Genomic DNA, 26,670 nt, shown 5'->3' with positions numbered 1-26,670 from the left:
AACTGCGGTCACGCGCACCGGGCTCTCCCCGGGCGCGCGGCGCCGTCAGGCGCGCGCAGACGTCCCCGGGTCGGGTCCGTCGGCGTCGACGCCGTCGCGGTCCGCCCCGGTCTCCCCGTCCGGGGAGCCGTCGCGGCCCGCGTCGCGTTCTCCGGCACCGTCCTCGACGGTGCCGTCGTCCGCCACGAGCTCCACGTCGTCCTGCGCGTGGTCGTGCTCGCCGGCGGCCGTCCCGGGGTCGTCCGGTGCGTCCGCCATGGTCTCCTCCTGCCCGGGCGGGGTGCGCCCGGGCAGCATGACGCCGTCCTCACGGCCGGGTCGCAGCCTCCCGACGAGGACGAAGGCGACGACGGCCCCGAGGCCGACGACGATCGACGTCCACACGTTCAGCCGCAGCCCGAGCACGTGCTCGGCGGTGTCGATGCGGAGCATCTCGATCCACACCCGGCCAAGGGTGTAGAGCGCGACGTAGGCCCAGAATACCCTCCCATGACCGAGCCTGTACCGACGGTCCAGCCAGACCAAGAACGCCGCTGCCGCGAGGTTCCAGATCATCTCGTACAGGAACGTCGGATGGAAGAGGGTACCTGCCTCGAACGACGTTCCCGTCGCGTCGTTCAGCTGCCGGATCACCTCCGGGTCGATCTCGAGGCCCCAGGGCAGGGTCGTGGGGGCGCCGAACAGCTCCTGGTTGAACCAGTTGCCCAGCCTGCCGATGGCCTGGGCGACCAGCAGGCCCGGCGCGAGCGCGTCCGCGAAGACGGCCAGGCTGACGCCCTTGCGGCGACAGCCGATCCAGGCGCCGAGGCCGCCCAGGGCGACCGCGCCCCAGATGCCCAGGCCCCCCTCCCACACGTACAGGGCACGCACGGGGTCGCCGCCCTGACCCCAGTAGGGCTCGGGGGTGCTGATCACGTGGTAGAGGCGCCCGCCGACGATCCCGAACGGGACCGCCCAGAAGGCGATGTCCAGCACGTCGTCGGCGACCCCGCCGCGGGCGACCCAGCGCTTCGTGGTGATCCAGACCGCGACGACGATGCCGGCCAGGATGGCGAGCGCGTAGGCGCGGACCGGCACCGGGCCGAGGTACCAGGTGTGCTCCGGCGGGCTGGGGATCGCGGCCTGCACGGCCGCGAGCGCGAGGGTCGAGGTCACGAGGCGTCTCCCACAGGGGTGTCGGCGCCGGACCCGGCGCGTGCCGTCCGCACGCCCTCCGCCAGCTCCGCCGTCAGCGCCCCGAGCCTGCCGAGGCGGGCGGCCCACTCGTCGTCGTCCACCTCGTGCGGCGGCCCCGGCACGGCGTGCCCGGGCATCGACTCGCCCAGGAGGGTGCGCACCAGCGCCGACCCGACGATCACGCCGTCGGCGTACCGGCCCACCTCACGCGCCTGCGCGGCGGTCGACACGCCCAGGCCGACGCACACCATCTCCGCGCCGGCGGCGCGGGTGTCGGCCACGAGCTGCTCCGCCCGGTCCCCCACCGTGGCGCGGGCCCCGGTGACGCCCATGACCGACGTGGCGTAGACGAAGCCGCGCGACGCCCCGGCGGTGAGCCGCAGGCGCTCGGGCGTGGAGCTGGGGGCCACGAGGAAGACGCGGTCGAGCCCGGGCGCGCCGTCGGCGGTCGAGCCGGGCCCCGGTCCCCCGGCGTGGGCGTCGCTCGCCGCCAGCCAGTCCGCCCCCTCGTCGGGGACGAGGTCGGGCGTGATCAGCCCGGCGCCACCCGCCGCGGCCAGGTCGCGCGCGAACCTGTCGACGCCGTAGCGCAGCACGGGGTTCCAGTAGGTCATCACGACGACGGGCACCTGCGGCGCGTACGCGGTCAGCTCGGCCAGCACCTCGAACACGTCGGACAGCCGGGTCCCGGCGTCCAGCGCGCCCTGGGCCGCCGCCTGCACGACCGGGCCGTCCAGCACGGGGTCGGTGTACGGGACGCCGAGCTCGATCATGTCCACGCCGTGGTCGACCATGGTCTTCAGCGCCTCGACGGAGCGCGCCGGCGTCGGGAAGCCGACCGGCAGGTAGCCGCCGAGCGCCGGGCGGTCCTCCTCGTCACGCAGGCGCGCCAGCAGCTCGCCCGTGACGCCCCGCGGCCACGTCGTCGCGGTTCCGGTCGCGGTCCCGGCGGTGCCCTGGCTCATCCTCGTCCCTCCTGACGCTCCAGCTCCTGTGCGGCGACGCCCTCGTCCAGCAGCCCGAACCAGCGGGCCGCCGTCGCCACGTCCTTGTCGCCGCGCCCGGAGAGGTTGACCACGATCGACAGCGGGCCGCCGTCGGGCCCCGTGCGCCCCTCCTCGGACAGCCGCCGACCGACGCGCAGCGCGCCCGCGAGGGCGTGCGCCGACTCGATCGCCGGGATGATGCCCTCGGTCTCGCAGAGCAGGCGGAACGCCTCCATGGCCTCGTCGTCGGTGACGGGCTCGTACGTCGCCCGACCCAGGTCGTGGAGCCAGGAGTGCGCCGGTCCCACGCTCGGGTAGTCCAGGCCCGCGGACACCGAGTGGCTGGGCAGCGTCTGGCCGTCGTCGTCCTGCAGCAGGTAGGAGCGCGCGCCGTGCAGCACGCCCGGCGCCCCGCCGGAGAACCGGGCCGCGTGCCGGCCCGTCTCGATGCCCTCGCCGCCTGCCTCGAAGCCGTACAGGGCCACGCCGTCGTCGTCGAGGAACGCGTTGAAGAGGCCGAGGGCGTTCGACCCGCCGCCCACGCAGGCCGCGACGACGTCGGGCAGGCGGCCCGTGCGCTCGAGCAGCTGCTCGCGCGCCTCGTCGCCGATGATCCGGTGGAACTCGCGCACCATCTCGGGGAACGGGTGCGGCCCGGTGACCGTGCCGAGCACGTAGTGCGTCGTGTCGACGTTGGCGACCCAGTCGCGCAGCGCCTCGTTGATGGCGTCCTTGAGGGTCCGCGACCCGATCTTCACCGGCACGACCTCGGCGCCGAGCAGCCGCATGCGCGCCACGTTCAGCGCCTGGCGGCGGGTGTCCTCCTCGCCCATGTAGACCACGCACTCGAGGCCCAGCAGCGCCGCGGCGGTCGCGGTCGCGACGCCGTGCTGGCCGGCGCCCGTCTCCGCGATGACGCGGTGCTTGCCCATCCGCCGCACGAGCAGCGCCTGGCCCAGCACGTTGTTGATCTTGTGCGAGCCCGTGTGGTTGAGGTCCTCGCGCTTGAGGAACACCCGGGCGCCGGCCCCGTCCCCGCCGCAGTGCGCGGCGAACCGCGGCACCTCGGTCAGCGGCGAGGGTCGGCCGGTGTACTCGCGGTGCAGCCGGGCGAGCTCGTCGGTGAAAGCCGGGTCGCCGAGCGCCTTGCGGTACTCGGTCTCGAGCTCGTCGAGCGCCGCGATCAGCGCCTCGGGGACGAACCGGCCCCCGAAGGCGCCGAAGTACGGTCCCTGCACGTCGGCGAGGCGCTCGGCCACCTGGTGCGCCAGGGTCTCGGTGAGCGCGTCCCGCACGGGCTGGTCGGGCACGGGGTCTCCCTCTCGGATCATCGGGTCATCTGTTCATCGGGTCGTCGTCCGCGCGACGCGTCGTCGTCCGCGAGCCGGCCCGGCGTCTCCGGTCCCCCGTGCGCGGGGCGGCACGCGCCGGCGGACGGCGGCGGTCAGGGCTGTGCCGCCGGGCGGACCGACCACAGGGCGGGGTGCTGCCCGGCGGCCACGAGGTCGGCGACCGACGCGCGGGGCGTGCCGTCCGTGACGAGGGCCTCCCCGACCAGCACGGCGTGCGCGCCCGAGCGGGCGTAGTCGAGCACGTCGTGGGGACCGCGGACACCCGACTCGGCGACGCGCACGACGTCGTCCGGGACCAGGGGCGCGAGCCGTGCGAACGTCGACCGGTCGACCTCCAGGGTCTTCAGGTCCCGGGCGTTGACCCCGACGACGCGGGCGCCCGCGTCCAGCGCGCGACGGACCTCGTCGGCGGTGTGCGCCTCGACGAGGGCCGTCATGCCCAGCGAGTGGACCCGCTCGACCAGCGACGTGAGGACGGTCTGCTCGAGGGCGGCGACGATCAGGAGCACGAGGTCGGCGCCGTGGGCGCGCGCCTCCCACACCTGGTACGGCGTGACGACGAAGTCCTTGCGCAGCACGGGGACGTCCACCCGGGCGCGGACCGCGTCCAGGTCGGCGAGGCTGCCGCCGAAGCGGCGCTCCTCGGTGAGGACGGAGATCACGTGGGCGCCGCCGTCGGCGTAGTCGGCGGCCAGGGCCGCCGGGTCGGTGATGGGCGCCAGCGCGCCCTTGCTCGGGCTCGACCGCTTGACCTCGGCGATCACGGCCACGCGGTCCTCCGACAGCAGCCGGCCGCGGCACTCGAGCGCCCCGGGCACGCGCGCGGCGCGCTCCTTGAGGTCGTCGAGCGACGTGCGTGCCTGACGCACGGCCAGGTCCTCGCGGACTCCCGCGACGATGTCCTCCAGGACCGTCATGCTGCCTCCCGTCCCCTCGGCACCGGACCCAGCCCGTCGCCCGGCCCGCTGCCCGGCGTCCTGCCGATGCCTGTCTGTCATGGTAGGCCCCGCGCGAGTGACCCCTTGCACACCGCCGGAGCGTGAGACACCGGACGCGCGCGAGCGGCGTGCTCCCGCCCGTCGGACGAGTGCACGCCGCTCGTGGAGGGTCAGTGCGCGGCCGGCTCGCGCCGCGGCTCCTCGCCCGGCCTCGCCTGGCCGAAGCCCATGTTGCGCAGCACCAGACCCGCCACGTTCGCCAGGACGACGATGACGATACCGGCCCAGAACAGCGCTGCGGCGGGACCGGAGGACGCGACCAGCGGGACTGCGACGCCGACCGCCGCGATCGCCGAGCCGATCATGATCCCGATCATCGTCACCCAGGCCGCGACGGTGTGGCCGTGGTTGGTGGGCGGGACCGCCGGGGGCAGGTAGGCGACCTCGGCGTTGCGGTTGTCGGTCATGGAGTGGATGCCTTTCGTGACGTGGTGCGACACCAGCCTAGCGTTCGTCGGAGGGGTCCGTGCCCCGGGTCAGCGCGTCCCACGCGTCGTGGGGGTCGTGCCGGCCCGTGCCGTCCGCGTCGGCCGTGCCGCCGTCCTCGCCGGACCCGGCGCGCGGCGCGGCGCCGGAGCCATCCGCGGGCGCTCCGGCGCGCTCGTGCCGTCCCGAGGTGGCCCCCCAGCCGGGCGCGCCCAGCACGACGAGCACCGCGACGACGACGATCAGCACGCCGAGCACGGCCGTGAGCCAGGGCCAAACCGCGACCGCCACCGGGGACGTGAGGTCGGTCACGCCCTGCGCGTCCGACGCCCCCGCGGTCGCGGCCGGGACGGGGTCGCGCAGGACGCCCGCCGCGGAGGCGGTGACCAGTCCCCCGGCGAGCGCGACGACCACGGCGACCACCCAGCGGGCGATCCGGCCGGCGATGGCGAGCGCGACGCCGCCCGCCACGACGACGAGTGCCGCGGCGCCGACGGCGGACGCCGCGTCCGTGCCGGTGACCTCCACCGGAACGGACGCCGACAGCGCCGTCGACACGGTGGTGGTGAGCCAGGTGGGCACCGCCGTGGCGAGCGTGAGACCGCCCAACGCCACGACGGCCCAGACCGCGCGGGAGCGCGCCCGCAGCGGGCCGCGGGGCGTGCCCGACGCGCTCACAGCGCACCGAACCGGGACGCGAGCTGCACGGCCCGCACGGCGGCCGCGGCCTTGTTGCGGGACTCCTCGTACTCCAGGGCCGGCACCGAGTCCGCGACGATGCCGCCGCCGGCCTGCACCGACGCGCGCCCGTCGCGGATGCAGGCGGTGCGGATCGCGATGGCCATGTCCATGTTGCCGCCGAAGTCGAGGTAGCCGACGGTGCCGCCGTAGATGCCCCGCGAGGCGGGCTCGAGCGCGTCGATGAGCGCGATGGCGCGGGGCTTGGGCGCCCCCGACAGCGTGCCCGCGGGGAACGTGGCCCGCAGGGCGTCGAGCGCGGTCGCCCCGTCCCGCAGGCGCCCCACGACGGTGGAGCACAGGTGCATGATGTGGCTGAACCGCCGGGTCGCCATGAACTCGACGACCTCGACCGTCGTCGGCTCGCAGACCTTGACCAGGTCGTTGCGCGACAGGTCGACGAGCATGAGGTGCTCGGCGCGCTCCTTCGGGTCGGCCAGCAGCTCGTCGCCGAGCGCGACGTCCTCCTCGACAGTGGCGCCGCGCGGACGCGACCCGGCGATCGGGTAGGTCGTGGCGTGCCCGTCGGTGACCTTGACCAGGGTCTCCGGGCTGGAGCCCACGACGGAGAACTCCGCGCCGTCCGCGTCGGTGAGCCGGAAGTAGTACATGTACGGGCTCGGGTTGATGGTGCGCAGCGCCCGGTACACGTCCAGCGGCTCCGCGGGGCAGTCCAGGTCCAGGCGCTGGGAGAGCACCACCTGGAAGACCTCCCCGTCGCGGATGGCCTCCTTGCCGGTGGCCACGGCGGCCTCGAACTCCTCGCGGGTGGAGCGGAACTCCAGCACGGGCTCGTCGACGTCCTGCGCGGAGCGCAGCACGGTGGGCACGGACGGTGCCGGGTCGGCGAGGCGGGCGGCCATCGCGTCGAGGCGGGCGACGGCGTCCGCGTGCGCCTCGTCCACCCGCTCGTCGGTGTCGTCCGCGTTGATGGCGTTCGCGATCAGCCACAGCGCGCCGGTGTGGTGGTCCACCGCGACCAGGTCGGTCGCCAGGCTCAGCGCCACCTCGGGCACGCCGAGCTCGTCCGGCGCGCGGGACGGCAGCGTCGGCTCCCAGTGCCGCACGGCGTCCCATCCGATGGACCCGGTCATGCCGCCGGTCAGCGGCGGCAGGCCGTCGATCGGCGGGGTGCGCAGCACCTCGAGCGCGGCGCCGAGGACCTCCACGACGTCGCCGGACGTGGGCACGCCCACGGGGACGTCGCCCCGCCAGACCGCCTGGCCGTCGCGCGCCGTGAGGGTCGCCCGCGAGTCCACGCCGACGAACGACCAGCGCGACCAGCCGCCGCCCGCCTCGGCGGACTCGAGCACGAAGGTGCCCGGCCGGTCGCGGGCCAGCGTGCGGTACAGGCCGACCGGAGTGACGTCGTCGGCGAGCACGCGGCGCACGACCGGGATCACCCGGCGGTCGCGGGCCAGTGCGCGGAACGTCGGCAGGCCGGGCCACGTCGCGCCCCACGTCAGCTCGTCGGCGGTGGGCGCGGCGGCCGTTCCGGCCGGCGCCGGGTCGGCTGGCCGGGCCGGCACCTGTGCTGACACGTGGGACGTGGGGGTGGTCACCGGGTCTCCTCGGTCGGGTGGGGCTGGTCGGTGGTGGCGGGCGCTCCCGGGTCGCCGACGACGGCACCCAGGTCTCCCCCGGCCTCGAAGCAGGTGCGGGTGCCCGTGTGGCAGGCGGCGCCCACCTGGTCGACCCGCACGAGCAGGGCGTCGCCGTCGCAGTCCAGCGCGACGGAGCGGACGTGCTGCACGTGCCCGGAGGTGTCGCCCTTGCGCCAGTACTCGCCGCGCGAGCGGCTCCAGAACGTCACGCGGCCCTGGGTCAGGGTGCGGCGCAGCGCCTCGTCGTCCATCCAGCCGAGCATGAGCACCTCGCCGGTGTCGTGCTGCTGCACGACGGCGGCGACGAGGCCGTGCTCGTCGCGCTTGAGCCGGTCGGCGACGGCGTGGTCGAGCGCGGCGGTGGCGGAGGGTCGGGCGCTGGGTCGGGCGCTGGGGTCGTGGGGTCGGGACTGCACCAGAGCATCTTGGCACGGCACCGGGCCTCCAGGTGCCGCCGTCGCGCGGTCCGGGCTCACGTGTCGATCACCGTGTGGATCACCGCGTCTGGGCCACCCAGCTCGCGTGCATCCTGGCGTACACGCCGCCGGCGTCCACGAGGGCGTCGTGCGGCCCGACCTCGACCACGTGCCCGTCGTCCACGACCACGACCAGGTCGCTCGCCTCCGCGGTGGACAGGCGGTGCGCGATGGTCACGGTGGAGCGCCCGGCGGTCAGCGAGTCGAGCGCCCGGGCCATGCGCACCTCGGTCGCCGGGTCGACGGCGGACGTGGCCTCGTCAAGGACGAGCAGGTCGCCGGCGGCGAGGTGGGCGCGGGCGAGCGCGACCAGCTGGCGCTCGCCGGCGCTGAGCGCCTCGCCGCGCTGGCCCACCGGCGTGTCCAGGCCGGCGGGCAGGTCCGCGACCCAGTCCGTGAGCCCGAGCGACGCGACGGCCTCCTCGACGTGGGCGCGCACCCGGTCGGGCAACGGACCCGCGAGCGAGGCGGGCGCGTCCTCGCCGCGCAGCCCGTACGCGACGTTCTGCGCCACGGTGCCGTCGAAGAGGAAGCCCTCCTGCGGCACGAGCACCACCCGCTCGCGCAGCGACGCCGCCGTGAGGTCCCGCAGGTCGACGTCGTCGAGCAGGACCTGGCCCGCGGTGGGGTCCATGAGCCGGGCGACGAGCTTGGCGATCGTGGTCTTGCCGGACCCGGTCCGGCCGACCACCGCGACCTTCGTCCGGGCCGGGATGTCCAGGTCGACGCCGTGCAGCACCTCGGGCCCGTCCGGGTACGCGTAGCGCACGCCCCGCAGCCGGACGCGGGCGGGGCCGCGGGGGCTCGTCGTGCCGTGTCCGCCCGGCTGCCCGCCGGGGTCGACGACGTCGACCGGGGTGTCGACGACCGCGAGGACGCGGCGCCACCCGGCCACGGCGTTCTGCAGCTCGTTGAGGATCTCGGTGGCCTGCTGCACCGGGCCGGTGAACAGCTGGACGCAGAACAGGAACGCGACGAGCTCGCCGGCGGTGAGGTCGCCGGCCATCCCGAGGTGGGCACCGACCACGACGACGACGCCCAGCACCGCCGTGGCCATGAGGGTGCCGGTGGAGAAGACGCTCGCCACCGCCACCATCGCCCTGCCCTGCGCCGCCCGGGTGTCCTCCACGGCGGCGTCGATCCGCCGTCCCGTCCGCGCCTGCGCGCCGTACGCCCGCAGGGTCTCCGCGCCGACCACGGCCTCGGAGACGGCGGCCAGCATCGCCCCCACGCGGGTGCGCACCCGCGTGTACGCCCGGTTGACGAGCCGCTGCCCGAAGCGCAGCAGAAGGAACACGGGCACGAAGGACACCCACACGACGGCCGTCAGCAAGGGCGAGTACACCAGCATCAGCGCCGTCGCGACAGCGACCTGCAGGGTCGAGACGATCAGGGTGATGCCGCCCCACTGGACGAACAGCGACACCGTGTCGACGTCGTTCGTCACGCGCGAGACCAGCGACCCGCGCAGCTCGGTGCCCTGCGCGAGCGTCGACAGGTCGTGCACGTGCCGGAACGCCCGCACCCGCAGGGCCGCCAGGCCTGCCTCCGTGGCCCGGAACAGCCGCACGTTCACCATGGCCGTGCACGCGCCGGCGAGGACGACGGCGGCCGCGGCCAGGCCCGTGAGGAGCAGCACCCGGCCGCCGTCGGGACCGCCGGCGGCCAGGATCCCGTCGTCGATGGTGCGCTGCACCGTCATCGGCACGACGACCCGGCCGGCCGCCCCGAGCACGGCGAGGGCGAGCGTCAGCCACAGGCCGTCGACGATCTGCGGCGAGATCTGCACGCCCCGGCGCACCGTGGCCAGGACGCCGAGGTCGCTCGTGGTCGCGATCCGGGCCGTGCTCATCGGTTCGCCTCCTCGTCGTCGGGCGCCGCCGCGCCCGCCGGCACCGCGCCGTCGCCGCCGGCACCGCACGCGTCCACGGCGGCCTCGTCAGCGGCCTCGCGCCGTCGCCGCGCGGTCTCGCGCTCGTAGGCGGTGGCGAGCTCCCGGTACCCGGCGTCGCGGGCGAGCAGCTCCGCGTGCGTGCCGACGTCCGCCACGCGGCCGGACTCGAGGTGCACGACGACGTCCGCGAGCGCCACCGACGACATGCGGTAGGCGACCATGACGACGGTCGTCGACCGCGCGTCGTGCCCGACGTCGCCGCCCGCCGCGGACACGGCGCCGAGGATCTCCCGCTCCACCCGAGGGTCGACGGCGCTGGTCGCGTCGTCGAGCACGAGCAGGCGGGGCCGCCGCACGAGGGCCCGGGCGATCGCCAGGCGCTGGCGCTGCCCGCCGGACAGGTTCGCCCCCCGCTCCCCCAGGTGCGCGTCCAGGCCGCCGGGCAGCGCCCGGACGACGTCGTCGACGCGGGCGGCGGCCAGCGCCTCCCACACCCGCGCGTCGGTCTCGGGGGAGACGTCGTCGTCGAGGGTGACGTTCGCCCGGACGGTGTCGGAGAAGACGAACGTGTGCTGCGCCACGAGGGCCACCTGCGCGGGGATCTCGCCGGGCGCCGCATCGCGCAGGTCGACGCCGTCGAGCAGGACGGTCCCCCGGGTGGGGTCGCTCAGCCGCGCCAGCAGGGACACCAGGGTGCTCTTGCCGGAGCCGGTGGTGCCCACGACGGCCACGGTGGCGCCGGCCGGGACGTCCAGCGTCACGTCGTCGAGGACCGTGGTGGGCGGCGTGCCGGCCATCCCGCCCGGGCTGCCGCCGACGTCGACGCCCACGCCGGCGAGGCGGACCGCGGCGCCCCGCGGGCCCCGCGGCAGGGGCCGGTCGCCGGGCCGGACCTGGCCGCGGGCGTCCAGCACGCGCGCGATCCGGTCGTACCCCACGAGCGCGCGCGGCAGGTCGCCGAGCACCCAGCCGAACGCGCGCACGGGCACGGCCATGACGGTCAGCAGGTAGGCGGCGGTGACGACGTCGCCGGTGTCGACGGCGCCGGTCGAGGCTCGCCAGGCGCCGACGCCGAGCACGAGCAGGGTGCCGAGGTTCGGCAGCAGCTCGATGACCGGGTCGAAGAGTGCCCGGACCGTGCCCACCCGCACGTTCGCGGCCCGCAGGGCGTCGGCGCGCTCGGCGAAGCGGCCCACCTCCCGGTCGGCGGTGCCGAGGGACTTGACGAGCGTCGCCGCCTCGAACGACTCGTGCGCCACGTCGGCGACCTCGGCCCGCAGCTGCTGCGCGCGCGTCGCGGCGGGCGACATGTGCCGCTGGAAGACGACGTTGGCGGCGACGGCCGCCGGGATGACGACGAGCGCCGCGAGGGCGAGCCACGGGTCGGTCGCGACGAGCATCCCGGCTGCCACCACGATCATCACGAGGACGCCGAGGGCGTACGGGAGCGGGTTGAACACGCCGGTCGCGGCCTCGACGTCGGCGCCGGCGTTGGACAGCAGCTGCCCGGCGGGGTGCTCACGGTGCCAGGACATCGGCAGCCGCAGGTACTGCCGGGTGACGGCGCGGCGGTGCTGCGCCTGGATGCCGGCGGTGGTGTACGCCGCCCAGATGCGGCGGCCCGCGACGCTCAGCGCGAGGGTCAGGGCCACGGCCAGGAGGACGAGGCCCGCCGTCCAGATCTCCTCGCGCGCGGCCGGGTCGCCGGCGATCGCGGGGACCACGACGGCGTCGGTCGCCCAGCCGACGGCGCGACTCACGGCGACGGTCGCTGCGCCGAAGAGCGCCGAGGCCGCCACCGCGAGGGCGGACAGGCGCGGCTCGGCGCGCAGCCCTCGCCCCACGAGCGTGGCGGAGCGGCGCAGGCGGGACCCGGTCAGGGTGACGCCGTGGCCGGCCCCCTGCGCCCCGCCGGGTGCGACGTCCCCGCCCCGCGGGGCGGTCACCGGACCTCGAGGCCGGCGGCGCGCATGGCGTCCTTGACCTCGTGGACCGACAGGGTGCCGAAGTGGAACACGCTCGCGGCGAGCACGGCGTCGGCGCCGGCGCGGGCCGCGGCCACGAAGTCGGCGGGCGTGCCCGCGCCGCCGGACGCCACGAGGGGGACGTCGACGCGCTCGCGGACGGCGGTCAGCATCTCCAGGTCGAACCCGGAGGTGGTGCCGTCGGCGTCCATCGAGTTCAGCAGGATCTCGCCCGCGCCCAGGCGGGCCACGCGCTCCGCCCACTCGACGGCGTCGATGCCGGTGCCGCGCCGCCCGCCGTGGGTGGTGACCTCGTAGCCCGACGGCGTCGTCGTCCCGTCCGTGACGCGGCGGGCATCGACGGACAGGGTGAGCACCTGGCGGCCGAACCGCGCGGCGATCTCCTCGACGAGCTCGGGGCGGGCGATCGCGGCGGTGTTCACCCCGACCTTGTCCGCACCGGCGCGCAGCAGGCGGTCGACGTCGTCGGTGGACCGCACTCCCCCGCCGACGGTCAGGGGGACGAAGACCTGCTCGGCGGTGCGCCGCACGACGTCGACCATGGTCTCGCGCCCGCCGGACGAGGCGGAGACGTCGAGGAACGTCACCTCGTCGGCGCCCTCGGCGTCGTACCGGGCGGCGAGCTCGACCGGGTCACCGGCGTCGCGCAGGTTGGTGAAGTTGACCCCCTTGACGACTCGTCCGGCGTCGACGTCGAGGCACGGGATCACACGGACGGACACGGTCATCTGGGGTTCTGCTCCTCGGTGGCTCCGGACGGTCGCTCGCCGCCGTCGTCGCCCGGCTCCGTGGAACCGGAGACGGCGTCCTCCTCGGTCACCTGGTAGTGCGCGTCGAGGATGTCGACCACGTAGACGAGGGTCTGGTCGGCGAGCAGGCTGCTGGTGCCACCGTAGCCCAGCGCGGGAGGCACCACGAGCATCACCTGCGAGCCGACCGTCTGCTCCACCAGCCCCTGGTCGAGGCCGTCGACGAGCTGGCCGATGCCGACGGTGGCGGACTGGGGCCGGGTCCCGGGCGTCCACGTGGAGTCGAACACGTCGCCGTCGGCCCACCGCACCGCCGTGAAGCGGATCGTCACCACCTGGCCGACCTGCACCTGCGGCCCGCTGCCGCGCAGGAGCGGCTGCACGACCAGCTCCTCGGGCGGCTTCGCGTCGCCCGGCACCCGGACCGACGGCGTCCCGTCGTCCGCGCGCACCACCGTGGGCAGGCCCTCCGCCGGCTTCCGGGCCGTGCCGGAGGCCCGCGTGGGCAGGACGTCGATGACCAGGATGACCGGCACCCCCTGGTCCTCCTCCACGAGCAGCAGGCGGGCGCCCACCCGCTGACCCCGCAGCGTCTCGTAGAGGTTGCCCCCGAGCGACTCGGGGGACATCGTGTACCAGGCCGGGGCGTCGATGAACGTGCTGGAGATCACGCTGCCGTCCCGGCCGTCCTCGGCGTACATGTTGAGCAGCACGGGCTCGCCGTCCGTGACGGGCTCTCCCGCCCCCGGCCAGATCGTGCGCGCGCCCGGCTGGGCCACGTCGTACGGCTGGGCGTAGTCGAGCACGGGCGGCTCACCGACCGTGCCGATCACCTGGACCGGCGCCTGCGACGGCGTCTCCGAGGCGGCGCTCAGGTCGCCCAGCGCCGAGGAGCCGCAGCCGCCGAGCACGAGAGTCCCGCCGACGAGAACGGCCAGGAGGGGCGAGGGACGGCGACGCACCGCGACAGTCTGCCACGCCCCATCACTCGCGTGCCGTTGCCGTTGCCGTTGCCGTTGCCGTTGCCGTTGCCGTTGCCGTTGCCGTTGCTCCCACCGTGACCGGCCGATGTCGCGCGGTGTCGTGTTCTTCGCGCGGACGTATCTTTCCCGAAGCGGAGGGCGCCCAACGCACGCGCCAGCGACCCACCGAGCGGGGCCGGAAGGTTCTTCCGCGCGGGCGTATCCCTCCCGAAGTAGAGGGCGCCCAGCGCCCGTGAACGCGCCTGCGCGGAAGAACCTCCCGGCCCCGCTCCCCACCTACCTACATCGACTCGATCAGCCGCTCGACGCGCTCGTCGACGCTGCGGAACGGGTCCTTGCACAGCACGGTGCGCTGCGCCTGGTCGTTCAGCTTCAGGTGCACCCAGTCGACGGTGTAGTCGCGGCGGGCCTCCTGCGCGGCGCGGACGAAGTCGCCCCGGAGCTTGGCGCGCGTCGTGGGCGGCGGCACCGCGGTCGACTCGAAGACCTCGAGGTCGGTCACCACCCGGTCGACCATGCCGCGCGCGGCGAGCAGGTTGTACAGCCCCTCCGTGCGGGAGATGTCGTGGTAGGCGAGGTCGAGGCGGGCGATGCGCGGGTCGTCGAGGCTGAGGCCGTGCTTGGCCTGGTAGCGCTCGACGAGGCGCAGCTTGATGACCCAGTCGAGCTCCCGCTCGACGAGGGTCAGGTCCCCGGTCTCGAGGGCCCGCAGCCCGCGCTCCCACAGGTCGAGCACCTGCTTGACGACCGGGGTCTGGTCGACGTGGGCCTCGGTGTGCTCCCGGACGCGCTGGTAGTACTCGTACTGGATCTCCACGGCGGTGGCCGTGCGCCCGTTGGCGAGCTGGACGGGGTGCTTTCCGGTGGAGTCGTGGCTGATCTCACGGATCGCCCGGATCGGGTTCTCGAGGGTGAGGTCGCGCATCGGGACGCCCGCCTCGACGAGCCGCAGCACCAGGTCGGTGGCGCCGACCTTGAGCATCGTCGTCGGCTCCGCCATCGACGAGTCGCCGACGATGACGTGCAGCCGGCGGTAGCTCTCCGCGTCGGCGTGCGGCTCGTCGCGGGTGTTGATGATGGGGCGCGACCGGGTGGTGGCGCTGGACACGGCCTCCCAGATGTGGTCCGCGCGCTGCGACAGGCAGTACACGGCGCCGCGGGGCGTGGCGAGCACCTTGCCCGCGCCGGTGAGCACCTGACGGGTGATGAGGAACGGGACCAGCACCTCGGACAAGCGGGAGAAGTCGCCCTGGCGGCGCACGAGGTAGTTCTCGTGGCAGCCGTAGGAGTTGCCCGCCGAGTCGGTGTTGTTCTTGAACAGGTGGACCTTGCCGGCAAGGCCCTCGTGCTCCAGGCGCTGCTGCGCGTCGGCGACGAGGCCCTCGAGGATCCGCTCCCCGCCGCGGTCGTAGGCGACGAGCTGGTGGATGTCGTCGCACTCCGCCGTCGCGTACTCCGGATGGGACCCGACGTCCAGGTACAGCCGCGAGCCGTTGCGCAGGAAGACGTTCGAGGAACGTCCCCAGGCGACCACCTTGCGGAACAGGTAGCGGGCGACCTCGTCCGCGGACAGGCCGCGGCCGTCGTCGGCCGCGCACGTCACGCCGTACTCGGTCTCCAGACCGAAGATCCTGCGGTCCACGACATCCCCTTTCTGCTCGGCCGGCCCCGGTGCCGGGACCGGTTCGCGGGCCCTGCTGCCGGGCTCAGCCCCCGGACTCGGTGAGCAGCTCGGCGAGAGCCGCCCCGTGCAGCCGGCGGAACGCCCGGCGCGGCCGGGCGCGCTCCAGCACGGCCACCTCCAGGCCCGCCGGCGCGATCTCCCGCTCCGACCCCTGGTCGACGAGCGAGCCGTCCGTGCCGACGGCGCCGAGCGTCCGCACGGCCAGCCGCAGCACCTCGGACAGCGACATGCCCTCGTGCCAGGCCTCCGTGACCCGGGCGCCGAGCTGCTCCGCCTGCCCGCCCATGACGACGTGGCCGTGCTCGTCCGCGACGGAGCCGTCGTACGAGAGCCGGTACACCTGGTCCTCGCCGGGCGTCGCGCCGACCTCGGCCACGACCAGCTCCACCTCGAGCGGCTTGGACTCCGTGGTGAACACCGTGCCGAGGGTCTGCGCGTACGCGTTGGCGAGGCCCCGGGCGGTGACGTCCGTGCGGTCGTAGGAGTAGCCGCGCAGGTCGGCGTAGCGCACGCCCGCGACACGCAGGTTCTCGAACTCGTTGTACTTGCCGACGGCCGCGAAGGCGATGCGGTCGTAGATCTCCGAGATCTTGTGCAGGGCGCGCGACGGGTTCTCCGTGGCGAAGGCGATCCCGCCGTCGTAGCCGAGGACGACGACGGAGCGGCCGCGGGCGATGCCCTTGCGCGCGAAGTCCGCCCGGTCCTTCATCAGCTGCTCGGGCGAGACGTAGAACGGCATGGTCATGCGCGCGCACCTCCCTGGGTCCCCTCCGGCCGGGTCCCGCCCGCGGGGCGGTCACCGTGGGCGGCGCGGTGCGCCGCCCCCCGCTCGGCGACGATCCGCTCGACCGTCGCCGCCAGCTCGTCGTCGGCCACGCGGCGCACGCCGTCGGCCGTCACCACGGTCACGACCGGCCAGATCTGTCGGACGGTGTCCGGGCCCCCGGTCGCGCTGTCGTCGTCCGCCGCGTCGTACAGGGCCTCGACGGCCACGCCGACCGCCCCGTCCGCGTCGAGCCCGGGGCGCCACAGCTTCTTCAGGGCGCCGCGGGCGAACACCGAGCCCGATCCCACCGTGTGGTGGTCGTGCTCCTCGTACCGGCCGCCGGTGACGTCGTAGCTGAACAGGCGCCCGTAGCCCCGGTCCAGGTCGTAGCCCGCGAACAGCGGCACGACCGCGAGGCCCTGCAGGGCCAGGGGCAGGTTGCCGCGGATCATCGTCGACAGGCGGTTCGCCTTGCCGTCCAGGGACAGCAGCGAGCCCTCGATCTTCTCGTAGTGCTCCAGCTCGAGCTGGAAGAGCCGGACCAGCTCGACCGCCACGCCCGCCGAGCCGGCGATGCCGACCACCGAGTACGCGTCGGCCGCGAAGACCTTCTCCATCTCCCGGCTGGCGATGAGGTTGCCGGCGGTCGCCCGCCGGTCGCCCGCCATGATCACGCCGCGGCCGCCGTCGTCGGTGCCGAAGGTCAGCGCCACGATGGTCGTCGCGTGCGGCGCGAGGCCCTCTCCCCCGGCGCCCGCGGGCGTGCCGCGGTGCCCGGGGAGCAGGTCCGGCGCGTGGTCCGCCAGGAAGTCCACGAACGACGACGACCCCGGACGCAGGAACGCGTCCGGGAGCCGTCCCGAGGTGTCAGCAGGGTGCGTCATGGAGCCTCACTGACCGCCCTTCTGGACGAAGCCCCGCACGAAGGACTCGGCGTTCGTCTCGAGCACCTCGTCGATCTCCTCCAGCAGGGAGTCCACCTCGGCGTCACGCTCGCTCGTGGCGGGGGCCGCCGGCGGCGGGGCGTCCGCGTCGTCGTCGGGCGTGCGGTCCTCGTGCTGAGGGGTGATCCGTTCCTGACCGGCCATGGTCCGCCTCCTTCGCTCACCTGCGGGCTCTCGGTGAGAACCCCGCAACGACCAGCCTATGCGCTGCTGCCGACACCGCGCGCCGGTGTCCGTTCCTGCGGGCGCGTGTCGCGGCCGGTCAGCGGCTCGCGGCCGCCCGGTTGCGCCCACGGCTGAACCTGGACGACGGCGTCAGGCCTACCGATCAGCCGTCGATCAGCGCGTGCAGCGCGAGCTGCACACGCCCCTCGACCTCGGCGTCCTGCCCGGGGCCGATGTCGTCGGCCGCCAGGAGCACCGTGTGGTAGCGCCCACCGATGCAGGCCTGCGCCATGACAGCAGCGGGATCCTCGAGGTCCGGGACGTAGCGGAGCGTCCATCCGCTGCCCTCGGGCTGCCCGGCGGCCACGAGCAGCATCGAGAAGATCTCGCACGCCCGGTCGTCGTCGACATCCTCGCCGGACTCCACGAGCCTGGACGCGTCCTCCATCGCCCGGAGGCTCTCCTCCGTCAGCATGTCGGAGCCACGAACCGCGTCCGTGAGTCCCGGTAGCCCACGCGCCCACTCGCCGGCCGGGACACTGCCGACCTGGACGCCGACGTCGTCCGGGCGACCCCACTGGCAAGCGGGGACCCCGGGTGCGCCACCGACGAGCAGGGCTCCCAGGGCGAGCGTCATCGCCGGCGACGTTCTCATGGGCGCAATCCACCACGCGGTGGCGCAGCGCGCCCGGCAGTCTCACGGGGACGCGTCGGCCCGTCCCCCCTGCCGGATCGTCACTCCTCGCCGCGGAGCGCCTTCAGCAGGGCCGCCGCGTCGGGGCTGGCGTCCAGGAGGGCGCCGATGTGCCGGCGGGTGCCGCGCTCCGGGTCGAGCATCGGCACGCGCTGCAGCGCGGCGGCGCCCGGCACGTCGAAGATCACGGAGTCCCAGCTCGCCGCCGACACCTCGTCCGCGTAGCGCTCCATCACCTCGCCGCGGAACCAGGCGCGCGTGTCGGCCGGCGGGTGGTGCACGGCGTCGGCGACCGACGTCTCGTCCACGAGCCGCTCCACCGCGCCGGACGCGACGAGGCGGTGGTACACGCCCCGCTCGGGGCGCACGTCGGTCCACTGCAGGTCCAGGGCGTGCAGGCGCGGGTGGTCCCACTCCAGCGAGTCGCGGCTGCGCATGCGCTCCAGCAGGCGGCGCTTGGCCACCCACTCGACCTCGCGGACGCAGGAGGCCGGGTCCGTCGCCAGCCGGTCCAGCACCGAGCCCCAGCGGGCGAGGACGTCGGCCGTCTCCGCGTCGGCGGACGCCTCCGCGCCGCCCATCGCCGCCACCGACCGCACGACGACGTCCCGGTAGGCCTGCTGGATCTCGAGCGCGGTCAGGCGCCGGCCGTCGGCGAGCTCCAGGCTGCGTCCCAGGTCGAGGTCCCGGGAGACCCGCTGCACGTCGCCCACGGGGTCGGCCAGGCGCAGCGCCGCCAGCTCGGCGCGTGCGGGCACGCCCGCCTCCGCGATCTCGTCGAGGTGCTCGGCGACCCACAGCACGAGCGACGTCGTGCCGAGCTTGAGGTAGGTGGCGACCTCGAAGAGGTTGGCGTCGCCGAGGATGAGGTGCAGGCGGCGCCACCGGGTCCGGTCGGCGTGCGGCTCGTCGCGGGTGTTGACGATCGGGCGCCGCAGCGTGGTCTCCAGCCCGACCTCCGCCTCGATGTAGTCCGCGCGCTGGGAGATCTGGAAGCCCGGGTCCGCCCCGGTCGGGCCGAGGCCCACGCGGCCCGAGCCGGCGAAGACCTGCCGCGTCACGAGGAACGGCGTGAGCATCTCCACCAGCGTCGAGAACGCCAGCCGGCGGTCTACCAGGTAGTTCTCGTGCGTGCCGTAGCTCGCGCCCTTGCCGTCGACGTTGTTCTTGTAGAGCACGATCTCGCCGCCGGGCACCTGCGCGAGGGAGCGCACGGCCGCGAGCATGACCCGCTCGCCCGCCACGTCCCACAGGACGCCGTCACGAGGACCCGTGACCTCCGGCGAGGAGTACTCGGGGTGGGCGTGGTCGACGTACAGGCGGGCGCCGTTGGTGAGGATGCAGTTGGCGGCGCTCGGGTCGTCGTACTCCTCCGCGGCGGGCCGCTCGACCTCCTGCGGCTCCTGCGCCCGGGCCTCGGACCGACGCCCCCGCTCGCGGGGCCCCGACGCCGCCGACACCCGCGCGGACGCCGGGGTGCCGCCCGGCACCCCGGCACCGTCATGGGCGGGCGGCACGTCGGCGGACGGGCCCGCGGGCGCCGGCCGGCTCGGGTCGTCGGTCAGCAGCGAGGGGTGCGCCGACGCGCGCTGCAGGTGGAAGCCGCGTGCGTCCTGCAGCGGGTCCTCGTCGTCGTAGTCCCAGCGCGCCGGGGGCCGGGTGCCCGGCCGCGGCGCCAGCGCCCGGTAGGTCATCACCACCTGCGAGCTCATCAGCATGGGGTTGGCCAGCGGGCGTCCCGGGGACAGCACGCCGTACTCGGTCTCGATTCCCATCACGCGACGTACGCTCACGGGCCCAGCCTAGGGTCATCGGGACGCAGGTCGGCCCGGGTGCCCGGTGGTCGGGCACCCGGGCCGGGAGGCGGGTGCGACAGGGACGGCTCGAGGGCCGCTACAGGTACTGGCCCGTGCTGGTGACCGTGTCGATGGTGCGCGGCGTGCCGTCGCCGTCCTTCTTCTGCACGATCGTGCGGATGAAGACGATGCGCTCGCCCTTCTTGCCGCTGATGCGCGCCCAGTCGTCCGGGTTGGTCGTGTTGGGCAGGTCCTCGTTCTCCTTGAACTCGTCGACGCACGCGCTCAGCAGGTGCTCGACGCGGATGCCGCGCTGGCCGGTGGACAGGTAGTCCTTGATCGCCGACTTCTTCGCCCGGTCGACGACGTTCTCGATCATCGCGCCGGAGTTGAAGTCCTTGAAGTACAGGACCTCCTTGTCCCCGGAGGCGTAGGTGACCTCCAGGAACTGGTTCTCCTCGTCCTCGGCGTACATGCGCTCGACCACGCTGCGGATCATGGCGTCCACGGCCGCGGCTGGGTCGGCGCCGTGCTCGGCGACGTCGTCCGGGTGGATCGGCAGGTCCGGCGTCAGGTACTTGCCGAAGATCTCCTTCGCGCCCTCGGCGTCGGGCCGCTCGATCTTGATCTTCACGTCCAGGCGGCCCGGGCGCAGGATCGCCGGGTCGATCATGTCCTCGCGGTTCGAGGCCCCGATGACGATGACGTTGTCGAGCCGCTCGACACCGTCGATCTCGGCGAGGAGCTGGGGCACGATCGTCGTCTCGACGTCGGACGACAGGCCCGTGCCGCGGGTGCGGAACAGGGACTCCATCTCGTCGAAGAACACCACCACCGGCATCCCCTGCGACGCCTTCTCCCGCGCCCGGGAGAAGATCAGCCGGATGTGCCGCTCGGTCTCGCCGACGTACTTGTTCAGCAGCTCCGGGCCCTTGACGTTGAGGAAGAAGCTCTTCGCGTTCGGGTCGCCGCCGCGGGCCTTCGCCACCATCGCCGCCAGGGAGCTGGCCACCGCCTTGGCGATGAGCGTCTTGCCGCACCCGGGCGGGCCGTACAGCAGCACGCCCTTGGGCGGGCGCAGGCCGTGCTCGCGGAACAGGTCGGGGTGGCTGAACGGCAGCTCGACCGCGTCGCGGATCTGCTCGATCTGCGGCCCCAGGCCACCGATGTCCTCGTACGCGATGTCGGGGACCTCCTCGAGGACGAGCTCCTCGACCTCCGACTTCGGCACCACCTCGAAGACGAAGCCGCTGCGCACGTCCACCGTCAGCGCGTCCCCCGCCCGCAGCGAGTCGCCCGGGACGGACCCCGCGAGGCGCACCACGCGCTCCTCGTCGGCCCGGCCCACCACCAGCACGCGGTCGTCGTCGATGACCTCCTTGACGGTGACGAGCTCACCCACCTGCTCGAAGCCGCCGGCCGACACGACCGTCATGGCCTCGTTGAGCCGGACCTCCTGGCCAGGGCGCAGCCCCGCCACGTCCAGGCTCGGGCTGGCCTGCACGTGCATCTTGCGGCCGGCCGACGAGATGTCCACCGTGCCGTCGTCGTGCGCTGCCAGGAACGTCGCGTAGGTGCCGGGCGGCTTGGCGAGGTCGTCGATCTGCCGCTTGAGCTCGACGATCTGGTCGCGGGCGGCCCGCAGGGCCTCGGCGAGCCGCTCGTTCTTGGCGGCGAGGAGGGCGAGCTGGGCGTCGTGGCTCGGCGCCGCGTGCGGCGTCTCCGGTTCCGCGCGGTTCCCCGGGCGGAAGTCCGGGCTGTGCTCCGGGCGAACAGGGTCGGTCATCGCATCCCCTCTCGTACGGCCCGGGTGGCCACCTCCCCGGCCGGGAAGGCGCCCCCGAGATACAGCACCCTAGACGTGAACACCGACGTGAGCGTGGTTCATTTCACGGAGCGGTCGCCGTTCACGATGTCCTCACGTCGCGTCCGGGTCCGTGCCCGCCGCCCCGGCGCCGGAGTCGCGCCGGGCGCGGCGGACCTTCTTGTCCGACACGGAGCGCTCCCCGAGGTCGTCCTCGGTCCACTCGGCGGATGTCGTGGCCTCCGCCCCCGCGTAGGAGCCCTTGGCAGGACGCCGCTTGCGCTCCGGCGGGGCCACCCCGTCGGCGAGGCGGCGGGCCGTCACGAGGAAGCCCGTATGCCCGATCATGCGGTGCTGCGGGCGCACCGCGAGGCCCTCGAGGTGCCAGCCGCGCACCATCGACTCCCAGGCGGACGGCTCGGCGAAGCGCCCGTCGCCGCGCAGCGCCTCGGCGGTCCGCGAGAGCTGGGTGGCGGTGGCCACGTAGCAGACCACCACGCCGCCCGGGGTCAGCGCCCTCGCCACGACGTCCACGTTCTCCCAGGGCGCGAGCATATCCAGGACGACGCGGTCGACCGTGCCGTCCTCGACGGCGTCCGGCAGCACGTCGGCGAGGTCGCCCACCGACAGCCGCCAGGCCGGGTGCGGGCCGCCGAAGAACGACTCCACGTTGCCCCGCGCGATCTGGGCGAAGTCGTCGCGCCGCTCCACCGAGTGCAGCTCGCCGGCGTCGCCGACGGCCCGCAGCAGGGACATCGTCAACGCACCCGAGCCCACGCCCGCCTCCACGACGCGCGCGCCCGGGAAGATGTCGGCCATCTGCACGATCTGCCCGGCGTCCTTCGGGTAGACGACGGCGGCGCCACGCGGCATCGACAGCACGAAGTCGCTGAGCAGCGGCCGCAGGGCCAGGTACTCGATGCCCGCGGTGTTGGTGACCACCCACCCCTCCGGCCGGCCGATGAGCTCGGAGTGGCGGAAGTACCCCTTGTGGGTGTGGAACGTGGCGTCGTCCTTGAGGGTGATCGTGTGCAGCCGGCCCTTGGGGTCCGTGAGCTGCACCCGGTCGCCGACGCGCAGCGGGCCGCGGCGCAGGTCGGCACCGGTCGCCGAGGCGGGCGCCGGGCCGGTCTCGTCGGGCGTCGGAGGTGTCGGGGGCGTCGGGTCGTCGGCGGAAGTCACGACGCGCCAGTCTACTGGCGCACCGGCCGGTGCCCAGCCGATCAGAACACCTAGCGCCGCAGGGCCGCGGCGACCCGCGCCACGTCCAGCACGCCGGTGACCCGGCCCTCCTCGACGACGGGCACGACGCGCGACCCGCCCGCCGTCCGCGCGAGCGTCGACAGCAGGTCCGGCCCGGCCAGGTCCGCGGTCACCGCGGACCCCGCCGGGAACGGCACCACGACCGCCTCGACCGAGGTCGTGGAGGCCGCCTCCGCCGGGACGCCCGCGGCGGCGCCCGGGTCGACCCAGCCCCGCGGTGCGCCGTCCGCGCCCACCACGACGACCACGGCGCCCGGGCGCGCGGCGAGCACGCCCGGCAGCGAGCCGACCGTGGCGTCCGCGGGCACGGTCACGGCGGGGACGGCGAGCCCGCGCACGGTGAGCAGGCCGACCTCCTCCCGGCGGCGCGCGCCCTTGATGGCCTCGCCCGCCCCCGACCAGAGGAACGCCCCGATGAGCGCGGCCCAGGCCACGGTCAGCAGCGACGGCGAGCCGCCCGTGCGCAGGGGCCAGAGCAGCGCGCCGACCACGACGCCCACGGCCACGACCCGGCCCACCCAGCCGGCCGCCAGCGTGCCCCGCGTGCGCGACCCGGTGGCGCGCCAGACGACCGCCTCGAGCACCTGGCCGCCGTCGAGCGGCAGTCCGGGCACGAGGTTGAACAGGCCGACGAAGGCGTTCGAGAACGCCCCGGCGAACAGCAGCAGCGCCGGGATCGTCAGCGAGCTCTGGAGCTGGAAGGCGGCCCAGAGCCCGGCGGCGATGGCGAGGTTGGTCAGCGGCCCGACGACGGCCACCAGTGCACCGTCCAGCGGGCGCCCGGACGAGCCCGTGTACGCGGTGTGCCCGCCCCACAGCGTCAGGGCGACCTCGGTGACGCGGTGCCCGCGGGCCCGGGCCACCAGGGCGTGCGCGACCTCGTGCAGGAACACCGACGCGAAGAGCAGCAGCACGAACGCGAACGCTACCACCAGCACGCCGGTCGTACCCGTCCCCGGAGCGAAGCGCCCGACCGTGGGGGCGAAGACCAGCGTGAGGACGACGGCGCCGAGCAGCCAGGACCGCGTGAGGACGACGGGAGCGCCCGCGACGCGGCCGACCACCCAGCCGGAGGAACGTGAGGTCACCGGCCCAGGCTATCCGGCGGCCGGGGCGGCCCCGGCGGTGAGGTCGAGGACCTCGCCGGCCCCGATGCGGGCCACCGCGGCGAGGTCGACCTGCGCGAGCGAGGCGGCCCGGCTCAGTCCGTCCAGGTGCGGGACCGGGACGACGGCCTCCACGCCGAGCGTGCGCGCGCCCGCGGCCACGGCCGACGCGATCCCGGTGGGCGAGTCCTCGATCGCGACGCACCGGGCGACCTCGACGCCGAGCTGCGCGGCGGCCGCCAGGTAGGGCTCGGGGTGGGGCTTGCCACGACTCACCCGGTCGCCGGTGACCTGGGCGGAGAACGCGTCGGCGGGGCCGCGCGCGACGACCTCGTCGGCGAGCACCGTGTAGCTCATCGTCACCAGGGCGCACGGCACCCCGGCGTCCCGCAGCGCCGTCAGCAGCTCCACGGCCCCCGGCCGCCACGGGACGCTCCGGCGGACCTGTGCGACGACCCGGTCCAGGAGGCGCGCCACGATCTGCTCCGGCTCGAGGCCGACCCCGGCCTCGCGCAGCACCTCGGCCGACACGAGCAGCGGGTTGCCGACGAGCTGCAGCGCCTGCTCGTGGGACCAGCGGCCGCCGAACTCCTCGACCAGCTCGTGCTCCGCCGTGATCCAGTACGGCTCGGTGTCCACGAGCGTGCCGTCCATGTCCCACAGGACGGCGGCGGGCAGGCGGGGCGGGGCGACGGTGTTCAGGGTGGCTCCTGGGCAGTGCGGTCAGGTGCGGACCCGCCCGAGGATATCCGCTCGGTCGCCCGCGCCCCGGGTCGCCGCCCCTCGCTGCGGGCGTCCGGGCTCCGCCGCGCCGCCGCACCGTCGGCGCCGCGCACGCGTGTATAGGCTGGTCGAATGACGATCGAGTCCGAGCCCGCGGGCCGCCACTCCGCCCGGCAGACCGTGATGGTGGCGGCCTTCGAGGGCTGGAACGATGCCGGGGGCGCGGCCACCGCGGCCCTCGACCACCTCTCCGAGACCTGGCAGGCCAAGCAGGTGCGCGAGCTGGACCCGGAGCTCTACCACGACTTCCAGGTCAACCGGCCGGTGATCGAGCCCGGCCCGGACGGCGAGCGGGTGCTCACGTGGCCGACGACGACGATCTCGGTCGCCGAGCTCCCCGAGCGGACCGTCGTGCTGGTGCACGGCATCGAGCCGTCGTTCCGGTGGCGGTCGTACTGCGCCGAGCTGCTGGACCTGGCCGACGAGCTGGGGGTGCGCAGCGTCGTCACGCTGGGCGCCCTGCTCGCCGACGTCCCCCACACCCGCCCGATCCCGATGAGCGCGACGACCGAGAGCGAGGGGCTGCAGGCGGTGCTGGACGTGGAGCCCAGCATGTACGAGGGACCCACGGGCATCGTCGGGGTGCTGCAGCACGAGGCCGCCGCGCGCGACTTCCAGTCCGTGTCCCTGTGGGCCGCGGTGCCCCACTACGTGGCCAACCCGCCGTCACCCAAGGCGACGCTCGCGATCCTCACGCGGGTCGAGGAGCTGCTCGCCGAGTCGGTCCCCCTGGGCGACCTGCCGGAGGACGCCGAGGCGTGGCAGCACGGCGTCGACGAGCTCGCCGGCGAGGACGCCGAGATCTCCGAGTACGTCGCCCAGCTCGAGGAGGCCAAGGACACGGCCGACCTCCCGGAGGCGTCGGGCGAGGCCATCGCCCGGGAGTTCGAGCGCTACCTGCGCCGCCGCGACAAGGGCGACAAGGGCGGTCCCGCCCAGGGCTGAGGAGCGCGAACGGCCGGGACCGACCGGTGCGCGCACCGTCGTCGTGCGCGGGACCGTCGGGCCGACGTCAGAGCCGCACGCCGAGCAGGGCGTCGACGGCGCGCGCGGCGAGGCCGGGGGCACCCTCGAGATCGTCAGCGGTGTCCCGGCCGCCGTCGAGGGCCTCGGCCGCCCAGGCGTCGACCGCCGCGAGCGCCGTCGGGGCGTCCAGGTCGTCCGCCACGGCCGCCCGCACGGCCGCGACCATCGCCGCCGGGTCGGGGGCGCCGTTGCCGGACACGGCGGACCGCCAGCGGTCCAGCCGCTCCGCGCCCGTCCGCAGGTCGTCGCCGGTCCACTCCCACTCGGTGCGGTAGTGGTGCGCGAGCAGGGCGAGCCGGATCGCCATCGGGTCGACGCCGTCGGCGCGCAGGGCGGAGACGAAGACGAGGTTGCCGCGCGACTTGCTCATCTTCTCGCCCTGGTAGGCGACGAGCCCGGCGTGCAGGTGCACCCGTGCCCCGCCACCGCCCAGCACCCGGTCGTGGGACGTCGACATCTCGTGGTGCGGGAACAGGAGGTCCGCTCCCCCGCCCTGCAGGTCGAACGGGAGGCCCAGCCCGTCGCGGGCGATCACGGCGCACTCGACGTGCCAGCCCGGCCGGCCGGTGCCGAGCCGGCCACCGTCCCATGCGGGCTCGCCGGGTCGCTCGCGGCGCCACAGCAGCGGGTCCAGGGCGTTCTTCTTGCCCTCGCGCTCCGGGTCCCCGCCGCGCTCGGCGAACAGCTCGGCCATGGTGCGGGAGTCGAGGCGGGAGACCTCGCCGAACGACGGGTCGGCGGACAGGTCGGCGTAGACGTCGCCGAGCCCGGGGTCGTCGCCGCCCGCGCCGGGCTCGACGGGCACGCGGTACGCGGCCCCGGTGTCCAGCATGTGCTCGACCGCCGCGACGACGGCCGGGACGGACTCGACGGCGCCGGTCCACGTGGCGGGCGGGATGACGCCGAGCGCCGTCATGTCCTCGCGGTACAGCGCGGTCTGCTCGGCCGCGAGCTCCTGCCAGTCCACGCCGGTGGCGGTCGCCCGCTCGAGCAGCGGGTCGTCGACGTCGGTGACGTTCGACGCGTACGTCACGTCCTTGCCGGCGTCGAGCCACGCGCGGTGCAGCAGGTCGAACGCGAGGTAGGTGTTCGCGTGCCCCAGGTGCGTCGCGTCGTACGGCGTGATGCCGCACACGTAGAACCGCGCCGTGGCGCCGGGGGCTGCCTCGACGAGGTCACCGGTGGTCGAGTCGTGCACCCGGACGGCGGCGGGGCCGTCGGCGGGGCGGGGGATCTCGGGGATCTGCGGGGCGGGCCAGGAACGCACGTGCC

At 74.9% G+C, this 26,670-nt stretch carries 24 protein-coding genes; 1 reads left to right on the top strand and 23 read right to left on the bottom strand.

The features are described from left to right. Nucleotides 1–45: 45 nt before the first annotated feature. The 22 genes from lgt to EYB28_RS10190 form a co-directional block, all read right to left on the bottom strand. Complete coding sequence (lgt, locus tag EYB28_RS10295; protein ID WP_166847403.1) at nt 46–1,155, bottom strand: prolipoprotein diacylglyceryl transferase; 1,110 nt, start codon at nt 1,153–1,155, stop codon at nt 46–48. Further along, nucleotides 1,152–2,141: a tryptophan synthase subunit alpha gene (gene trpA / locus EYB28_RS10290; RefSeq protein ID WP_166847400.1), complete on the bottom strand. Its 990-nt coding sequence runs from the start codon at nt 2,139–2,141 to the stop codon at nt 1,152–1,154. Before trpA ends, lgt begins: the two co-directional genes overlap by 4 nt. Then, nucleotides 2,138–3,493: a tryptophan synthase subunit beta gene (gene trpB / locus EYB28_RS10285; protein ID WP_166847397.1), complete on the bottom strand. Its 1,356-nt coding sequence runs from the start codon at nt 3,491–3,493 to the stop codon at nt 2,138–2,140. Before trpB ends, trpA begins: the two co-directional genes overlap by 4 nt. Before the next feature lie 113 nt (nt 3,494–3,606). Beyond that, nucleotides 3,607–4,431, bottom strand: coding sequence for an indole-3-glycerol phosphate synthase TrpC (trpC, locus tag EYB28_RS10280; protein WP_166847395.1), 825 nt, complete (start codon nt 4,429–4,431; stop codon nt 3,607–3,609). 191 nt (nt 4,432–4,622) lie between these two features. Beyond that, a complete protein-coding gene (locus EYB28_RS10275) occupies nt 4,623–4,919 on the bottom strand; it encodes an HGxxPAAW family protein (RefSeq protein WP_166847392.1) in 297 nt (98 codons plus the stop codon). A 37-nt stretch (nt 4,920–4,956) separates the two neighbouring features. Next, a complete protein-coding gene (locus EYB28_RS10270) occupies nt 4,957–5,616 on the bottom strand; it encodes a Trp biosynthesis-associated membrane protein (protein ID WP_166847389.1) in 660 nt (219 codons plus the stop codon). Continuing rightward, the gene (locus EYB28_RS10265; RefSeq protein WP_240930718.1) at nt 5,613–7,142 is read right to left on the bottom strand and encodes an anthranilate synthase component I; all 1,530 of its coding nucleotides are present in this window, start codon (nt 7,140–7,142) and stop codon (nt 5,613–5,615) included. The genes EYB28_RS10270 and EYB28_RS10265 overlap by 4 nt, the downstream gene beginning before the upstream one ends. A 92-nt stretch (nt 7,143–7,234) precedes the next feature. Then, nucleotides 7,235–7,696, bottom strand: coding sequence for a phosphoribosyl-AMP cyclohydrolase (gene hisI, locus EYB28_RS10260; protein WP_166847387.1), 462 nt, complete (start codon nt 7,694–7,696; stop codon nt 7,235–7,237). 79 nt (nt 7,697–7,775) lie between these two features. Continuing rightward, nucleotides 7,776–9,608 (bottom strand): ABC transporter ATP-binding protein, encoded by a 1,833-nt coding sequence (locus tag EYB28_RS10255; RefSeq protein ID WP_166847384.1) that lies wholly within the window; start codon nt 9,606–9,608, stop codon nt 7,776–7,778. Beyond that, nucleotides 9,605–11,596, bottom strand: a complete 1,992-nt coding sequence (locus EYB28_RS10250; protein WP_370459466.1) for an ABC transporter ATP-binding protein — start codon at nt 11,594–11,596, stop codon at nt 9,605–9,607. The genes EYB28_RS10255 and EYB28_RS10250 overlap by 4 nt, the downstream gene beginning before the upstream one ends. Beyond that, the gene (gene hisF / locus EYB28_RS10245) at nt 11,593–12,363 is read right to left on the bottom strand and encodes an imidazole glycerol phosphate synthase subunit HisF (RefSeq protein ID WP_166847381.1); all 771 of its coding nucleotides are present in this window, start codon (nt 12,361–12,363) and stop codon (nt 11,593–11,595) included. Before hisF ends, EYB28_RS10250 begins: the two co-directional genes overlap by 4 nt. Next, complete coding sequence (locus EYB28_RS10240; protein WP_166847378.1) at nt 12,360–13,346, bottom strand: FKBP-type peptidyl-prolyl cis-trans isomerase; 987 nt, start codon at nt 13,344–13,346, stop codon at nt 12,360–12,362. Before EYB28_RS10240 ends, hisF begins: the two co-directional genes overlap by 4 nt. Before the next feature lie 301 nt (nt 13,347–13,647). Then, complete coding sequence (gene pafA / locus EYB28_RS10235; protein ID WP_166847375.1) at nt 13,648–15,009, bottom strand: Pup--protein ligase; 1,362 nt, start codon at nt 15,007–15,009, stop codon at nt 13,648–13,650. A 64-nt stretch (nt 15,010–15,073) separates the two neighbouring features. After that, nucleotides 15,074–15,796, bottom strand: coding sequence for a proteasome subunit alpha (prcA, locus tag EYB28_RS10230; RefSeq protein ID WP_166847372.1), 723 nt, complete (start codon nt 15,794–15,796; stop codon nt 15,074–15,076). Next, entirely contained in the window at nt 15,793–16,701 is a 909-nt protein-coding gene (prcB, locus tag EYB28_RS10225) for a proteasome subunit beta (RefSeq protein ID WP_166847369.1), read from the bottom strand. Before prcB ends, prcA begins: the two co-directional genes overlap by 4 nt. Nucleotides 16,702–16,707: 6 nt before the next feature. Continuing rightward, nucleotides 16,708–16,905 (bottom strand): ubiquitin-like protein Pup, encoded by a 198-nt coding sequence (locus EYB28_RS10220; RefSeq protein ID WP_166847366.1) that lies wholly within the window; start codon nt 16,903–16,905, stop codon nt 16,708–16,710. Nucleotides 16,906–17,089: 184 nt separating this feature from the next. Next, on the bottom strand, nt 17,090–17,374 hold the full coding sequence (locus EYB28_RS10215; RefSeq protein ID WP_166847363.1) for a hypothetical protein: 285 nt from the start codon (nt 17,372–17,374) through the stop codon (nt 17,090–17,092). Nucleotides 17,375–17,661: 287 nt separating this feature from the next. Beyond that, nucleotides 17,662–19,395, bottom strand: a complete 1,734-nt coding sequence (dop, locus tag EYB28_RS10210; protein WP_166852140.1) for a depupylase/deamidase Dop — start codon at nt 19,393–19,395, stop codon at nt 17,662–17,664. Nucleotides 19,396–19,513: 118 nt separating this feature from the next. After that, the gene (arc, locus tag EYB28_RS10205) at nt 19,514–21,202 is read right to left on the bottom strand and encodes a proteasome ATPase (RefSeq protein ID WP_166847361.1); all 1,689 of its coding nucleotides are present in this window, start codon (nt 21,200–21,202) and stop codon (nt 19,514–19,516) included. A gap of 132 nt (nt 21,203–21,334) precedes the next feature. Next, the gene (locus tag EYB28_RS10200) at nt 21,335–22,402 is read right to left on the bottom strand and encodes a tRNA (adenine-N1)-methyltransferase (protein WP_166847359.1); all 1,068 of its coding nucleotides are present in this window, start codon (nt 22,400–22,402) and stop codon (nt 21,335–21,337) included. Between the two features lie 50 nt (nt 22,403–22,452). Then, the gene (locus EYB28_RS10195) at nt 22,453–23,571 is read right to left on the bottom strand and encodes a site-2 protease family protein (protein ID WP_166847358.1); all 1,119 of its coding nucleotides are present in this window, start codon (nt 23,569–23,571) and stop codon (nt 22,453–22,455) included. A gap of 9 nt (nt 23,572–23,580) precedes the next feature. After that, nucleotides 23,581–24,291, bottom strand: coding sequence for an HAD family phosphatase (locus EYB28_RS10190; RefSeq protein ID WP_255461567.1), 711 nt, complete (start codon nt 24,289–24,291; stop codon nt 23,581–23,583). 153 nt (nt 24,292–24,444) lie between these two features. Here EYB28_RS10190 and EYB28_RS10185 point away from each other — a divergent pair, with 153 nt between their 5' ends. Next, complete coding sequence (locus EYB28_RS10185; protein WP_166847354.1) at nt 24,445–25,317, top strand: PAC2 family protein; 873 nt, start codon at nt 24,445–24,447, stop codon at nt 25,315–25,317. Between the two features lie 67 nt (nt 25,318–25,384). On the opposite strand, the gene mshC is transcribed toward EYB28_RS10185, so the two are convergent. Next, entirely contained in the window at nt 25,385–26,665 is a 1,281-nt protein-coding gene (mshC, locus tag EYB28_RS10180) for a cysteine--1-D-myo-inosityl 2-amino-2-deoxy-alpha-D-glucopyranoside ligase (protein ID WP_166847352.1), read from the bottom strand. Nucleotides 26,666–26,670 lie beyond the last annotated feature (5 nt).

The organism is Isoptericola sp. BMS4, assembly GCF_011634835.1.
Lineage (GTDB): Bacteria > Actinomycetota > Actinomycetes > Actinomycetales > Cellulomonadaceae > Isoptericola.
This window is presented reverse-complemented; position numbering and strand designations above follow the sequence as displayed.

Coding starts and splice junctions, on each gene's coding strand:
- dop (WP_166852140.1), bottom strand. CDS start 19,395: ATGGGAATCGAGACCGAGTACGGCGTGCTGTCCCCGGGACGCCCGCTG.
- EYB28_RS10275 (WP_166847392.1), bottom strand. CDS start 4,919: ATGACCGACAACCGCAACGCCGAGGTCGCCTACCTGCCCCCGGCGGTC.
- EYB28_RS10185 (WP_166847354.1), top strand. CDS start 24,445: ATGACGATCGAGTCCGAGCCCGCGGGCCGCCACTCCGCCCGGCAGACC.
- hisF (WP_166847381.1), bottom strand. CDS start 12,363: ATGACCGTGTCCGTCCGTGTGATCCCGTGCCTCGACGTCGACGCCGGA.
- prcB (WP_166847369.1), bottom strand. CDS start 16,701: ATGACGCACCCTGCTGACACCTCGGGACGGCTCCCGGACGCGTTCCTG.
- trpB (WP_166847397.1), bottom strand. CDS start 3,493: ATGATCCGAGAGGGAGACCCCGTGCCCGACCAGCCCGTGCGGGACGCG.
- EYB28_RS10215 (WP_166847363.1), bottom strand. CDS start 17,374: ATGGAGGACGCGTCCAGGCTCGTGGAGTCCGGCGAGGATGTCGACGAC.
- prcA (WP_166847372.1), bottom strand. CDS start 15,796: ATGACCATGCCGTTCTACGTCTCGCCCGAGCAGCTGATGAAGGACCGG.
- trpA (WP_166847400.1), bottom strand. CDS start 2,141: ATGAGCCAGGGCACCGCCGGGACCGCGACCGGAACCGCGACGACGTGG.
- EYB28_RS10220 (WP_166847366.1), bottom strand. CDS start 16,905: ATGGCCGGTCAGGAACGGATCACCCCTCAGCACGAGGACCGCACGCCC.
- trpC (WP_166847395.1), bottom strand. CDS start 4,431: ATGACGGTCCTGGAGGACATCGTCGCGGGAGTCCGCGAGGACCTGGCC.
- arc (WP_166847361.1), bottom strand. CDS start 21,202: ATGACCGACCCTGTTCGCCCGGAGCACAGCCCGGACTTCCGCCCGGGG.
- EYB28_RS10255 (WP_166847384.1), bottom strand. CDS start 9,608: ATGAGCACGGCCCGGATCGCGACCACGAGCGACCTCGGCGTCCTGGCC.